Origin of the sequence: Variovorax sp. PAMC 28711, assembly GCF_001577265.1 — a bacterium.
Taxonomy (GTDB): Bacteria; Pseudomonadota; Gammaproteobacteria; order Burkholderiales; family Burkholderiaceae_C; genus Variovorax.
Genome location: NZ_CP014517.1, coordinates 3,776,859 through 3,790,514 on the forward strand (window position 1 = coordinate 3,776,859; position 13,656 = coordinate 3,790,514).

Sequence of the window (13,656 nt, forward strand, 5' to 3'; positions counted from 1 at the left end):
ATCAGCGCATGCATTCACTCCGCACGCCTTCGTTCCATGCCGTCGCACTGGCCGTTCTCGCAACGTTGGCGGGATGCGCGTCGGCGCCGCCCGCCGCAGAGCCTGCTGCCTCTTCGCCTGCGACGACCGCTCCAGCGCCGACGCCGATGCCCTTGCCACCGACAGAACCATCGCCCCAGGCTTCGGCTGCCGGCTACGCCCGTTGGGTCGCCGATTTTCGCGCCACCGCGCTGGCGCAAGGCGTCAGCGACGCGACGCTGCGCGCAGCGCTCGACCCGGTTCAATACCTGCCGCGGATCGTCGAACTCGACCGCGCTCAGCCGGAGTTCACGCGCACGGTGTGGGCCTACCTGGACAGCGCCGTCACACCGCAACGCGTCGCGACCGGACGGGACAAGTTGCAGCAGGTTCGCCGCGAAGCCGATGCAGCCGCCGCGCGCTACGGCGTGCCGGCGAATGTGCTCGTGGCGGTCTGGGGCATGGAGAGCAACTACGGCAGCAATTTCGGCAGCACGCCAACGGTGGACGCGCTGGCGACGCTGGGCTTCGACGGCCGCCGCGAGGCCTGGGCCCGCGCCGAGTTGCTCGCCGCACTGAAGATCATCGACAAGGGCGACATCGACCACGACCACATGATCGGCTCGTGGGCCGGCGCGATGGGCCAGACGCAGTTCATGCCGTCGAGCTTCTTGACCTACGCGGTGGATGCCGACGGCGATGGCCGGCGCGACATCTGGGGCAGCATGGCTGATGTCATGGCCTCGACCGCGAACTTCATTTCGCGCTCCGGCTGGCAGGCGGGCGAGCCCTGGGGCGTGGAGGTGCAACTGCCGCAAGGCTTCGATTTCGGTCGCGCAGATCCGCAGGTGCGGCAGCCCGCCATCGCGTGGGCCGGCGAGGGTGTGACGCGCATGGATGGGCAAGCGCTTCCGGACATGGCCGAAGCCACGCTCCTGCTGCTCGCCGGCGCGCGCGGCCCCGCGTTCCTGGTCGGGCGAAATTTCCGCGCGATCCTGCGCTACAACAACTCGACGAGCTATGCGCTGGCAGTCGGTTTGCTGTCGCAGCGGCTGGCGGGCAGCGGTAGCGTGCAGGCGGCGTGGCCGCGCGACCTGGCAGCCCTCACGCGCACCCAGATGGTGTCGCTGCAAACCGCGCTGAACGAGCGGGGATTTGCGACCGGCGCGGCGGATGGCGTGATGGGCCCCGCGACCCGCGACGGACTCCGCCGCTACCAGCGCAGCGTCGGCCTGCCCGCAGATGGCTACCCCGACGCCGCGCTGCTCGAGCGCCTGGGCGCGCGCTAGTCGTCGACTCAGGTCGCAGCGGGCTGGCCGTGCAGGCCTCGGCGCGGCAGCATCAGGATCAGCACGAGCATGAGAGCGCTGATGGCGAGCATCGCGACGAAGGTCAGGTGCAGCGAGCTTCCGAGCAGCAGCCGCGCAGCCACGGCATCGAAACCCGCGTGCGGCAGGCCTTCGAGAAGCCGGCGCAACTGGTCGTCGCTGATCGACACCGCGCTGCCCTGGCGCGTCAGCCCGAAGTTGAAGACCGCGCCGAAGAACGTCGCGCCGAGCGCGCTGCCCAGGTTGCGAGAAAAGATGTTCGATGCGGTCGCGCTGCCGCGTTCGCTCACATCGACGGCTTCCTGCACCAGGATCAGCGAACTCAGGCTCAGCAGCCCCATGCCGAGCCCGAAGACGAACGAGCCGAGCGCGGCGACGCCCGGCGAGCTGGTCGCGCCCAGCAGTGCAAAAGCCGATGCGCCCACGGGCACCAGCGTCGCGCCTGCCACGGCCAGCGGCCGAAGGCCGAAGCGCTGGAAAGTGCGTGACGCGAAGGTGGCGCCGATGGGCCAGCCGAGCATCACCATCGTGAGCGCGAGCCCCGCGACCACCGACGACTGGCCGAGCACCACCTGCACGTACATCGGGAGAAAGGTCGTGATGCCGATCAGCACCATGCCGGAGAACAGCGCCGCACCGTTGACCGTCGCGATCAAGCGCCGGCGCCAGAGCCCGAAAGACACCATCGGGTCGGCGGCGCGCCGCTCCTGGACGATGAACAGCCAGACCACCACGCCGAACAGCGCGGACCACGCCCACGCCGTCGCCGTGTGGCCGAGCCCGAATTCGGTCAGCGCGACCATTACGGCCGTGATGCCGACGGTGAAGAGCACCGCGCCCAGCACGTCGATGGACGCGCGGCGCACCACGGGGGCTTCGCGCAGGAAGAACCAGAAGCCTGCGGCGGCGGCGATGCCGATCGGCACGTTGATCCAGAAGATCCACGCCCAGCTGAGCCTCTGCACGAGCAGCGCGCCAACCAGCGGCCCCAGCACCGCCGACACCGCCCACACGCTCGCGAGGTAGCCCTGCACCTTGCCGCGCTCGCGCACCGGGTAGAGGTCGGCCACGATGGTGAGCGCCACTGGCTGGATAGCGCCGGCGCCGACGCCCTGGATCAACCGGAAGCAGATGAGCGCAGGCATCGACCACGCGAAGCCGGCCAGCACAGAGCCGACCAGGAACACCGCGATGCCCACGAGCATCACCGGCTTGCGCCCGTAGACGTCGGCGAGCTTGCCGAAGACCACCGTCATGGCGGTCTGCGCCAGCAGGAACGACGCGAACACCCAGCTGTAGATGCTGAGCCCGCCGAGCTCGGCGGCGATGTGCGGCATGACGGTCGAGACGATCGTCGCTTCGATCGCGACCATCGCCATCGAACCCATCACGGCCGCGATGACCAGCGGACGGCGGGTGGTCGAGGGAGACATCGCGCTCAATCGAAGAACCCGTCGAAGCCGGCCAGCGGTTCGAAGCGTCCGGCCCGCAGCAGCAGGCGCGAGACGCCGGGGAATGCGCGCTCGCCGACCGGATGCAGTGCGTCGCCCGGGTAGCAGAAGATCTTTTGCCCGTCGACCTCGACGACGTGCGGCTGCACCAGCCGCGGCGGGGTGCGCGAAGCGGTGTCGAACGCGGTCCGCGAATCCGGGTGGCGCGCGAGATGCGCGAGCGTGGTGATCTGCGGCGGGGCGAGATCGATCTCGCCGCGCCAGTACATCTCGAGCGCGGTGCGCGGGCCGAGCCACACGCCGAGCGTCGATTCGCGGTCGGTGACGCGCGCGGTCTGGTCCTCCGGCATCACGGCGACGAAAAATCGCGTGTCGAAGCGCCGGCGCTGCATGCCCGGGATGACGGGCGTGATCCAGCGCGACCAGGGCGCGATCTCGCTCGCCGCGAGCACCACGCCGCATTCCTCCTGCAGTTCGCGCAGCGCGGCCACGTGGATGGCGCGGGCCTCGACGGCAGTTAAATCCGCTTCGCCCAGCGCGGCTTGCAGGTCGGCCGCATCGCGATCGAGCGGCACGGCGTGGTCGCGGTCCGCCGCATCGACCTTGCCGCCCGGAAAGACATGGACACCGCCCAGCACGGCGGCTTCGGCGGCGCGCTTCATCAGGAAGACTTCCATTCCCTCGGGGCCGTCGCGCAGCAGGACGATGGTCGCCGACGCTTCGAGGCGTCCCGGCGCTTCGGCGCCTTCGCTTGTTGAATTCATGGTCGTTGTTCTTCGGTGGTCAATCGCCCGGCAGGCTTTCCGCGAGTTGGTGGCGGATCACCGGATCGCGACCCGGTGTCAGGAACGCCTTCATGCGGTGGCGCAAGGCGAGATCGGTGGCGGTCGTGCGGTCGAGGTGGCGCGTGTGGTCGAGCCAGGAGTCGAGCATGTAACGCTCGACGTACAGGTCCGGTGTGTCGATCTCCCGGAACAGCCGCCAGAACAACGCGCCGTTGCGCCGGCACGAGCGGCCGACTTCGTGGGCCGCGCGGAGGAAATCGTCGGTGCATTCCGGACGCACGTGGTAGCTGATCTGCACGATCAGCGGGCCGTCGCCGGCATCCGTCGTCGTCGGTCCGAGCGGCGGCTCGTCGCCGTAGAAGGAGGTCGCTGCGCGGAGGTGGTTCGCGGTCGAGGGGTGCAGCGGCCAGCGGGTGAACGCCACCGCCGCCACCGCCATGCAGACGGCCGCGGCGCCCAGCGCACCGCGGGTGCCGACGGGTGCGGTCAGCAGGCCCCAGAGCGCCGCGCCGCCCGCCATCGCGGTGAAATACACCAGGTTGTAGATCGACAGGCCGCGGGCGCGCACCCAATCGGGCAGCGTGTCTTGCAGCGCGGCGTACATCAGCGTCGCGCCGATCATCCAGACGGCACCCCCGACCAGCAGCGCGCCGAGCGTCAGCGGCAGCGGCGCGGCCAGCGCCAGCACCGCGGTGACCACCGCGAAGATCGTGGTGGAAGCCACGACGATGCGCGGAAGCGACAGCCGGCGCCGCACCGCCGGCATCAGGAAGACGCCCGCGAGCCCGCCGATGCCGAAGGCGCCGAGCAGCAGCCCGTAGCCCTGCGTGCCGAGGCTGTACGCATCTCGCGCCAGGACCGGCAGCAAAGCCCAGGCCGCGCTGCCGCAGCTCATGTACGCGAAGGTGTGCAGCAAGGGGCGGTGGCAATCCGGCGAATGGCGCACGTAGCGCATGCCGCCGCGCAGCGCGCTCCACAGGCGTTCGGGCGGCACCCGGCTGCGCTCCCCGTGCGAGCGCCAGCGCGTGAGGCTGACCAGCACCAGCGCACTGCAGAGCGCGAGCGTCGCGTACAAGCCGACCGCGCCGGCTATGCCCAGCACCGCGCCGGCGAGTGCGGGGCCGACGATGCGCGACATGTTGAAGCTCATGCTCCCGAGCGCCATGGCCTGGGGCAGTTCTTCTTTGGGGACGACTTCGCCGTAGACGGCCTGGGCAGCCGGCGCCTGCAGGGCCAATCCGATGCCGACCAGCACGGTCAGCAGCAACAGCGCCGTGGGGGAAAGGCCGCTGAATGCGACGAACAACAGCGCCAGCAGCGCCGCCGTCAGCATGCCGACCTGGATCGCCATCATCCAGCGCCGGCGATCGACGAGGTCGGCAATGGCGCCGGCGGGCAGCCCGAGAAGCACGACTGGCAGGCTGGCCGCGGTCTGGACCAGCGCCGTCATGAGCGGGGAGGGCGTGAGCGTGCTCATGAGCGTCGCGCCGCCGACCTGGTTGACCCAGGTCGCGGTGTGCATGCAGAGAACCCCGAAGAAGACCGCGCGAAATTCAGCGCGGCGCAGGGGTTGCCAGGTCGATGCGATGCCGGTCATTCGACCGGACGTCCGGTCGTCGATTTGTCCATGATGGGGCATCGTAGCGACGCCGCTTCGCCGTCGCTGTCGCCTATGCGTGTTCAGGCGTCCGAAGGCGCGGCGCCGGCTTCCTTCAGCGCTTTTTCCAGCTTCTTGCGGCGCCCAATTTCCTGGGCGAGTGCGGTGCTCACGTCTTCCAGATCGTCCACGCATTCCTGCACCCTGACCTCGAGCGCCTCGTTTTTCTCGATGGCGAGCGCGACATCGCCGGTCCGGACTTCTTCAGGGATTTCCTGTTGCAGGACGGCGTTGGTGACCGCCAGCTCGTGCACGCCAGACGTCAGCTTGGCATGTGTTTCGTTGGTTTGCGCCAGCGCTTTTTCGATCGGTTGGGGCAGGTCGGACAAGATCGGTCTCGGGGTGGTGAAGGGGGCGACGATACAACGCCTTGGCGTCCGGGTGCGGCTATTTGACGACAAGACCCTTCAACGCCGGGTCGGCCGGCGGTGGTTTGAGTTTCAGGTCCTCGAGCGTTTTCACCAGCAGGCGGGCGATCATCAGGTTGCGGTGCCGCTTGCTGTCGGCCGGAATCACGTACCAGGGCGCCTCGGGCGTCGAGGTGGCGATGATCATTTTCTCGTAGGCGCGCTGGTAAGCATCCCACTTTTCCCGGACCGCCAGGTCACCCATGCTGAATTTCCACTGCTTGTCGGGCGTGTCGATGCGTTCTTGCAGGCGTTCGCGCTGTTCGTCCTTACAAATGTGCAACATGCACTTGACGACGACCGTGCCGGTGGCGGTCAGCAGCCGCTCGAAATCGTTGATCTGGGCGTAACGCTGCCGAATGGCGTCCTTCTCGATCCAGCCTCGACCACCGGCACCAGAACGTCTTCGTAGTGGCTCCGGTTCCAGACCGCCAGTTCGCCCGCGCGCGGCACGACGGCATGGCAGCGCCACAGGAAATCGCGTGCCTTTTCTTCTTCGGTCGGCGCCTTGAAGGCCGCCACCCGCACGCCGAGCGGCGAGGTGCGCGAAAAAACCCAGCGGATCGTGCCGTCCTTGCCGCTCGTGTCCATGCCCTGCAACACCAGCAGCACCTTGCGCCGGCCCTCGGCATGCAGCACGTTCTGCAGCGTGTCGAGTTCGATCGCCAGCGCATCGAGCGCCTTCTTCTGCGCGGCTTCGCTGCCCTCAAGAAACGGGGTTTCTCCGGGAGAAATGCTTGCGAGCCTGAATTTGTTGCCGACGCGGTATGCCTTGAAGCTGGCCATGCTGAAGTCCCGAATGCAAAAATGACAGCGTACGTGATCCGGGAGGTTTCCGATGCAGAAGAAGCTGTCGTTTTGGGTGTTGATGGGTGTGTTGGGCCTGGCAGGCTGCCAGACGCGTGGCGATGTGCGGCCGCTCACCAGCGAGATCGAGCCGCCGCCGCGCATGGTCGTGCCGCAGCCGCGCTGTGCCGAGCCCGGCGCGAGCGCCGTCGACGCCCGCTGCAAGTGAAGCGCGCGCCGTTGCGCGTTCAGTGGTCCTGATCGTCGACGCTGGCGCTCCAGCGATCGCCCCAGCCGCCGGTGGCGTCGTCGATCTGCCGGCGATCGCGCTTGGTGGGCCGCCCCTGTTCCAGGCTCAGGCCGGGCTCGGTGCCCATCCGGCGCAGCTCGCGTGCATTGGCCATCGCGGCGATGCTCTGCGGCGTTTCTTCGTAGAGCAGCTGCGCGACCGGCGCCGGGCCGCGTTGCGCGCTCACGCCCCTGACCGCGACCGTCCGCGTCATCGCGCCGGCCCGCATCGCGACGGTGTCGCCGGCCTTCACCTCGCGCGAGGCCTTGGCCACCTCGCCATTCACCTGCACGCGGTTCTTGCCGATCTCCTCGGCGGCCAGCGAGCGGGTCTTGAAAAAGCGCGCGGCCCAGAGCCACTTGTCGATGCGCAAACGGTCCATCGTGATCCTCGGGTTCATCCTTGCTGCGGCAGGCGGGCGTGGGCGTCAAGCCCCACCACGGCGCCACCCTGAACCCGATTGTCGAGCGTCAGCGAACCGCCCAGGGCGAGGACGATTTCGCGACAGATTGCCAGTCCAAGCCCCGACCCGCTGCTGACTTCACCGGCCGAGAAAGGCTCGAACAGGCGCTCGCGGAGTTCGGCGGAGATGCCCGGCCCGGCGTCGGCGACGGTGAGCACCGCCGCGTCGCCGACGGACGTCACGCGCACCGACAGCGCGCCGCCGCGCGGACTGTGCTTGATGGCGTTGTGCAGGAGGTTGCGCGCCAGTTCCTGCAGCATCCACTGATGGGCGTGCACGGCGACCGGCGCGGTGTCGAGCTCGAATTCGAGCGCCTTGGCCGCGATCAGCGGCGACACGTCGAGCGCGACCTGCCGCACGACCGCATCGAAGGCGTGCGTGGCCGACTCGGGCCGCTGGCGCAACTGCTCGACCTTGGCGAGCGACAGCATCTGGTTGGCCAGCACGGTGGCGCGCTCGACCGTCTCTCCGATTTCCCGCAGTGCCTGGTCGGATGCCACATCGCCGCGGCGCGCCGATTGAACCTGCACCTTGAGCACGGCCAGCGGGGTGCGCAACTGGTGGGCGCTGTCGCGCACGAAGCGCTTTTGGTGGTCGAGCAGGCGCTGCAGCCGGTCCATCACCCGCGTGGTGGCGTCCACCAGCGGCCGCAGTTCGCGCGGTGCATGCGGTGCGTCGATCGGCGAGAGATCGTCCGCGGCGCGGGCCTCGATGGCGGCGCCGAGCGCGCGCACCGGCCGCGTCGCGCGCTGCACCACCCACACCACCACGGCGGCGATCACGCCGAGCAGCAGCAGCTGGCGCCACAGCGTGTCGACCAGGATCTTGCGCGCCAGCGTTTCGCGCAGCTCGAGCGTTTCGGCCACCTGCACCACTGCCATCCCGCGGCCGCGCTCGCTCGCGACCGGCTGCAGCAGCACCGCCACGCGCACCGGCTTGTCGCGGAATTCGGCATCGTAGAAATCGACCAGTGCCGCATAGGCGCTCTTGTCGGGGATGCGGCCGCGCCAGAACGGCAATTCGGCAAAGCCCGACACCATTTCGCCGTCGATCGCCGAGACGCGGTAGTAGAGCTTGCTCTGGTTGTCGGCCTCGAAAGCCTCCAGCGCGGAGTAGGGCACCTTGGCGCGCAGCACGGCCATCGCGTCGAAGCCTTCGACATCGAGTTGCTCGCCGATGGTCTTGGCCGACGCGAGCAATGTGCGGTCGTAGGCGGTGGTGGCGGCGGCCAGGCTCTGGCGGTACAGGCCCACCGAATTGATCACGATGAACAACGCGACCGGCGCCAGGATGCCGATCAGGAGGGTGCGCCGCAACGAGACGTTGCGCGTCATTCTTCTTCGCGCAAGAGGTAGCCCAGGCCGCGCAGCGTCATGAGTGCGGCGCCGGTGCCGGCGAGCTTCTTGCGCAGTCGATAGACCACCACCTCGATGGCTTCGTACTGCACCTCGGTTTCGCCGGGGAACACCAGTTCGAAAAGGCGTTCTTTCGTGACGGCGTGGCCGGGCTTCAGCATCAGGACTTTCAGCAAGGCGAGCTCTCTCGGCGTGAGCTCCAGCACCCGGGCCTTGTGGTAGATCGCGCCGCTGTCGATCTCATAGCGCAACGCACCGACTTGCTGCGGGCTGGCCGCCGATTCGGGGCCGGCGTTCTGGTGACGGCGGCGCAGCGCACGCAGCCGCGCCTCGAGCTCATCGAGGTCGAAGGGTTTCGAGAGGTAGTCGTCGGCGCCGGCATTCAGGCCGACCACGCGGTCGCCGACCGTGCCGCGCGCCGTCAATAACAGCACCGGCGTGCGCAACCCGGCGGCGCGTGCCTGCGCCAGCACCTGCAAGCCGTCGAGGTGGGGCAGGCTCAGGTCGAGCGCGACCACGTCGGGTTCCAGCGCGCGCCACTGCGCCACCGCGTCGGCCCCGTCGCCGCAGATGCGCACGTCGATCTGGCGGCGCGCGAGTGCCCGCTGCAGGGTGGTTTGCATCGTCGGATCGTCTTCGATCAGCAACAGCTTCACAGTTCGGGGCTTCAGTGTTTTCCCCGAGTCGGCGGACAGCCAACTGACAGCGGGGCGCCGCATGATAGTGGGGTTCAGGTTCTACTCAGCTTCAAATTCGAAGGAGACAGCATGCGTCGCGATACCTTTCTGAAAACTCTGGCGGCACTGGCCGCGTCCGGTGCCCTGCCGATGTCGGCGTGGGCCGCAGCCGCCGGCAACGTCAAGATGATGATCCCCGCCAACCCGGGCGGCGGTTGGGACACCACCGGTCGTGCCCTCGGCAAGGCCATGACCGATTCCAAGGCGGCCGAGACCGTGTCCTTCGACAACAAGGGCGGCGCTGCCGGTGCCCTGGGCCTGGCGCAGTTCGTCAACGGCTCCAAGGGCGATGCCAACGCGCTGATGGTCATGGGCTCGGTCATGCTGGGCGGCATCATCACCGGCAAGCCGCCGGTCAAGCTCGAGCAGGCCACACCGCTCGCCCGCATCACCACCGAATACAACGTGTTCGTGCTGCCGGCCAGCTCGCCGCTGAAGACCATGGCCGATGTCGTGGCGCAGCTCAAGAAGGACCCGGGCAGCGTCAAGTGGGGCGGCGGTTCGCGCGGGTCCACCGAGCACATCGCCGCGGCCATGATTGCCCAGAAGGTCGGCGCCGACCCCTCGAAGATCAACTATGTCGCGTTCCGTGGCGGCGGTGAAGCCACCGCGGCCGTGCTGGGCGGCAACGTCACGGTCGGCGGCAGCGGCTACAGCGAATTTGCACCGTACATCGCCGACGGCAAGATGAAGGCCATCGCCGTCACCTCGGCCCAGCGCCTGCCGGGCATCAACGTGCCGACGCTCAAGGAGCAGGGCATCGACGTGGAAATCGGCAACTGGCGCGGCGTGTACGGCGCGCCCGGCATCACGCCCGAGCAGCGCAAGGCCGCCATCGACATGCTGCAGGTCGCGCTCAAGAGCGCTTCCTGGCAGGAAGCCCTCAAGAAGAACGACTGGACATCCGCCGTGCTCACCGGCGATGCGTTCACGAAGTTCGTCGAGGACGACTTCGCCAGCCTGCGCGCGATCATGGCCAAGTCCGGGATGATCTAGCTCGCCCCCAGGCTGCAGCGCACTGCGTGTCGCCTTCGCCTTCCCCCTACCGGGGGCAACACCTGCGGCCGGGCGAAGCCCGTTCCGCGGTGTTCCGCGAACGAATGCACGTTCGCTTTTTGGAGATAAGAATTGACAACAGACTCCCTTCCACAACCCGTGGCGTCGCCGGCTGCGGTGCGCGTGCAGACGCTGGTCGGCGTCGGCGTCTTGCTGACCGGGCTGGGCTTGGCCTTCGGCGCCATCAGCATTCCGTCCGAGGCCGGCTATGGCGGCGTCGGACCTAATTTCTTGCCTTGGGTGTGTGCGATCGTGCTGACGCTGTGCGGTGGGTGGATCATCTGGGAGGCGCGCAGTGGCGGCTTTCGCGAGATGGAGGCGGCGGACCCGAGCGCAGACCCGGCCTACTGGTCGGGCTTCGTGTGGCTCTCGGCGGGTCTGTTGCTCAACGCTTCGCTGATCACTGTCATCGGTTTCATCCTGAGCTGCACGCTTTGCTACGTGCTGGCGGTGCAAGGCCTGCGCCGCGCGGCCGGCCAGACGGAAGTCAACCGGCCGAAGACCTGGATCAGCGACCTGGTCACGGGCTTCCTGATCGCCGCCCCGGTGTACTGGATGTTCACCAAGTTTCTCGCCATCAGCCTGCCGGGACTCACGTCCACCGGCTGGCTCTGACCGCAACGCCATCATGGAAATCTTCAACGCCCTGATGAGCGGCTTTGCCGCTGCGATCACCCCCATCAACCTGCTCTGGTGCCTGTTCGGCTGTGCCCTGGGCACTGCCGTCGGCGTGCTGCCCGGCATTGGCCCGGCCGTGGCCGTGGCGATGCTGCTGCCGATCACCGCGAAGGTCGAGATCACCGCTTCGATGATCTTCTTCTCGGGCATCTACTACGGCGCCATGTACGGCGGCTCGACCACCTCAATCCTGCTGAACACGCCCGGTGAAACGGCCAGCATGGTGACCGCGATGGAGGGCAACAAGATGGCCAAGAGCGGCAGGGCGGGCGCCGCGCTCGCCACCGCGGCCATCGGCTCGTTCGTCGCCGGCACCATCGCCACCGTCATCGTCACGCTGTTCGCGCCTTTCGTGGCCAAGTACGCGGTCCTGCTCGGCCCGCCCGAGTACTTCATGCTGATGCTGCTGGCCTTCACCACCGTGAGCGCGGTGCTCGGCAAGAGCACGTTGCGTGGCATGACGGCGCTGTTCGTCGGCCTCGCGGCCGGCTGCGTCGGCCTCGACCAGATATCGGGACAGGGTCGCTACACCGGCGGCGTGCCCGAACTGCTCGACGGCATCGAGATCGTGCTCGTCGCGGTCGGCCTGTTCGCAGTGGCCGAAGTGATGTACGCGGTGCTGTACGAAGGCAAGGTCAAGGAAGGGCAGAACAAGCTCAGCAAAGTCCACATGACCAAGCGCGACTGGAAGCGTTCGGTCCCGGCCTGGCTGCGCGGTACCGTGATCGGCGCGCCCTTCGGCTGCATTCCTGCGGGCGGCACCGAGATTCCGACTTTCCTGAGCTACGCGATGGAAAAGAAGTTGGCCAAGGGCGAAAACCAGGCCGAGTTCGGCACCACCGGCGCCATTGAAGGCGTGGCTGGCCCGGAGGCCGCCAACAACGCCACCGTGACTGCGGCGCTCATCCCGCTGCTCACGCTCGGCATCCCGACCAGCAACACCACCGCCATCCTCCTCGGCGCGTTCCAGAACTACGGCATCCAGCCGGGTCCGCAGCTCTTCACCACATCGGCAGCGCTGGTGTGGGCGCTGATCGCCTCGCTCTACATCGGCAACGTGATGCTGCTGGTGCTGAACCTGCCGATGGTCGGACTGTGGGTCAAGCTCCTGAAGATCCCGAAGCCGCAGCTGTATGCCGGCATTCTGATCTTCGCGACGGTGGGTGCCTACGGCATGCGCCAGAGCGCGTTCGACCTGTTCCTGCTGTTCGGCATCGGCCTTCTCGGCGTGGTGATGCGGCGTTTCGACTTCCCGACCGCGCCGGTCGTGGTCGGCATGATCCTCGGCCCGCTCGCCGAGGCGCAATTGCGCAACGCGATGTCGATCGGCGAAGGCAGTGCGGTCGTGTTCTTCCAGCGTCCGATGTCGCTCGCACTGATCGTCATCGTGGTCGCCGTGCTGGTGCTGCCGCGCCTGGCCAAGCGCATGAGCGAACGCAAGCTCAAGCGGCTGGCGCAGCTCGACGCCTGACCCGCTTCACGGGGTGCGGCCGGCCGGCAGCACGATGGTGGCGCGGCCGTCACCCGAAGTGCGCGTGTCCGAATCGGTCGCGGGCGGCGGCGAGCCGGCGGGCGCGATCACCGTCGAACGGCCGTCCGGCGTCTGCCGTGGCACCTCGACAGGAGGACCACCGCGCGCCCGATCAAGTGCCAGCCCGGCTCCGCGCACACACGCCTCGCGCGCGGGTGCCGCCAGGTTGCCGCTGTTGCAGCGGGCGATTTCATTGGCGTAGCGCTGCTGCGCAGCATCGACGGTCTGTGCGCTGGCAGCGGCTGCGAAAACCATCGCGCAGAAGGCGATACCGGTGTGGATGCGTGTTGCTTTCATGCGAGGCTCCTGGCCGTTGACGACAACGTGATCGTGCCACCCGATGCAGCGCGAACGTGTCAGCGCATCCCGACATCCTCCGTCACGAATTGCGCGGCCGATGCGGCGCGGCGAACCAGCGGACCAGCCCGAGGGCCAGCAGCACCGCGCCGATCCAGCGCAACCAGCGTGGCCAGGGCGATGCGCTCCTGAGCACCTCGACATCGCGCACGAACAGCGTTTCGCAGGCGCCGTTGCCGGTGTCGTCGCGCGTGGTCGACGTGCCCCGCGTGAACGCGAAGCCCGCGTTGTGGCTGTACGAAACGAGCTGGCCGGTGAGGCGAACCTGATCGCCCACCACCACGTCGCGCAAGCGCCGCGCGATGGCCGGGTTGTCGGTGAGCAGGTGGTTGTTGGAGAGGGCGCGCACGTTGGCGGGCGCGAGCGCGTCCATGTCACGGCTCTGGTGATAGCAGACGAACTGGCCGCTGGAGAACGACATCTTTTCGTAGGCGCCGCTGGCCGCGTTGGCGCCCCACACCATGCAGAGGTCGACCACGTTCAGGTGGTCGTTGCTGGCCGCGTGGATCCAGTCCCACCACGCATCGGAGTCGTGCCGGCTCACGACCAGGCCGGTGATCTCGTAGTCGGCGACCGGCGCCACGCTGTAGTCGACCTTGCCCGCTTGCGCATAGAAAGCAGGGATGCCGACCGCGCGTTGCAACGGGTCGGTCTGCACCTCGGCGCGCAGGGTTTCGCGGGCGGGCAAGTGGCCCTCGAACAGGAAGCCTGCGGCCAGTGCGGCGACACCGGCGGTGAGCGCGATGCGGCCGCCCATG

General features: G+C 68.2%; 14 protein-coding genes and 1 pseudogene. 5 read left to right on the top strand and 10 right to left on the bottom strand.

The genetic code is table 11. The features are described 5' to 3' along the window. Nucleotides 1–8: 8 nt before the first annotated feature. On the top strand, nt 9–1,307 hold the full coding sequence (locus AX767_RS18200; protein ID WP_068632608.1) for a lytic murein transglycosylase: 1,299 nt from the start codon (nt 9–11) through the stop codon (nt 1,305–1,307). Between the two features lie 8 nt (nt 1,308–1,315). Here AX767_RS18200 and AX767_RS18205 read toward each other — a convergent pair whose 3' ends face one another. The 5 genes and pseudogenes from AX767_RS18205 to AX767_RS18225 form a co-directional block, all read right to left on the bottom strand. After that, complete coding sequence (locus AX767_RS18205) at nt 1,316–2,779, bottom strand: MFS transporter (RefSeq protein ID WP_068632609.1); 1,464 nt, start codon at nt 2,777–2,779, stop codon at nt 1,316–1,318. A gap of 5 nt (nt 2,780–2,784) precedes the next feature. Further along, nucleotides 2,785–3,561, bottom strand: coding sequence for an NUDIX hydrolase (locus tag AX767_RS18210; protein ID WP_068632610.1), 777 nt, complete (start codon nt 3,559–3,561; stop codon nt 2,785–2,787). A gap of 19 nt (nt 3,562–3,580) precedes the next feature. Continuing rightward, nucleotides 3,581–5,179 carry an MFS transporter gene (locus AX767_RS18215; RefSeq protein WP_068632611.1) on the bottom strand — a complete coding sequence of 533 codons (1,599 nt, stop codon included), beginning with the start codon at nt 5,177–5,179 and terminating at the stop codon, nt 3,581–3,583. Between the two features lie 83 nt (nt 5,180–5,262). After that, nucleotides 5,263–5,568 (bottom strand): hypothetical protein, encoded by a 306-nt coding sequence (locus AX767_RS18220; RefSeq protein WP_068632612.1) that lies wholly within the window; start codon nt 5,566–5,568, stop codon nt 5,263–5,265. A 58-nt stretch (nt 5,569–5,626) separates the two neighbouring features. After that, a pseudogene (locus AX767_RS18225) lies at nt 5,627–6,432 on the bottom strand (polyphosphate kinase 2 family protein). A gap of 52 nt (nt 6,433–6,484) precedes the next feature. Between AX767_RS18225 and AX767_RS21445 the strand changes: the two are divergent. Further along, a complete protein-coding gene (locus tag AX767_RS21445; protein ID WP_156481082.1) occupies nt 6,485–6,661 on the top strand; it encodes a hypothetical protein in 177 nt (58 codons plus the stop codon). Nucleotides 6,662–6,680: 19 nt separating this feature from the next. On the opposite strand, the gene AX767_RS18230 is transcribed toward AX767_RS21445, so the two are convergent. The 3 genes from AX767_RS18230 to AX767_RS18240 are packed head-to-tail and all read right to left on the bottom strand — an operon-like array spanning nt 6,681 to nt 9,195. Next, nucleotides 6,681–7,103 (bottom strand): RNA-binding S4 domain-containing protein, encoded by a 423-nt coding sequence (locus AX767_RS18230; RefSeq protein WP_082755072.1) that lies wholly within the window; start codon nt 7,101–7,103, stop codon nt 6,681–6,683. A 14-nt stretch (nt 7,104–7,117) separates the two neighbouring features. After that, nucleotides 7,118–8,518, bottom strand: a complete 1,401-nt coding sequence (locus AX767_RS18235) for a sensor histidine kinase (protein WP_068632614.1) — start codon at nt 8,516–8,518, stop codon at nt 7,118–7,120. Continuing rightward, the gene (locus tag AX767_RS18240) at nt 8,515–9,195 is read right to left on the bottom strand and encodes a response regulator transcription factor (protein ID WP_068632615.1); all 681 of its coding nucleotides are present in this window, start codon (nt 9,193–9,195) and stop codon (nt 8,515–8,517) included. The genes AX767_RS18235 and AX767_RS18240 overlap by 4 nt, the downstream gene beginning before the upstream one ends. A gap of 111 nt (nt 9,196–9,306) precedes the next feature. Between AX767_RS18240 and AX767_RS18245 the strand changes: the two genes are divergently transcribed. From AX767_RS18245 to AX767_RS18255, 3 genes are all read left to right on the top strand, one after another. After that, complete coding sequence (locus AX767_RS18245) at nt 9,307–10,272, top strand: Bug family tripartite tricarboxylate transporter substrate binding protein (protein WP_068632616.1); 966 nt, start codon at nt 9,307–9,309, stop codon at nt 10,270–10,272. 132 nt (nt 10,273–10,404) lie between these two features. Continuing rightward, the gene (locus tag AX767_RS18250) at nt 10,405–10,947 is read left to right on the top strand and encodes a tripartite tricarboxylate transporter TctB family protein (RefSeq protein WP_068632617.1); all 543 of its coding nucleotides are present in this window, start codon (nt 10,405–10,407) and stop codon (nt 10,945–10,947) included. A 13-nt stretch (nt 10,948–10,960) separates the two neighbouring features. Beyond that, a complete protein-coding gene (locus AX767_RS18255; RefSeq protein WP_068632618.1) occupies nt 10,961–12,481 on the top strand; it encodes a tripartite tricarboxylate transporter permease in 1,521 nt (506 codons plus the stop codon). A 6-nt stretch (nt 12,482–12,487) separates the two neighbouring features. Here the strand turns inward: AX767_RS18255 and AX767_RS18260 are convergent, their stop codons facing one another. Continuing rightward, nucleotides 12,488–12,838, bottom strand: coding sequence for a hypothetical protein (locus AX767_RS18260; RefSeq protein ID WP_068632619.1), 351 nt, complete (start codon nt 12,836–12,838; stop codon nt 12,488–12,490). Nucleotides 12,839–12,920: 82 nt separating this feature from the next. After that, complete coding sequence (locus AX767_RS18265; protein WP_068632620.1) at nt 12,921–13,655, bottom strand: hypothetical protein; 735 nt, start codon at nt 13,653–13,655, stop codon at nt 12,921–12,923. Nucleotide 13,656 lies beyond the last annotated feature (1 nt).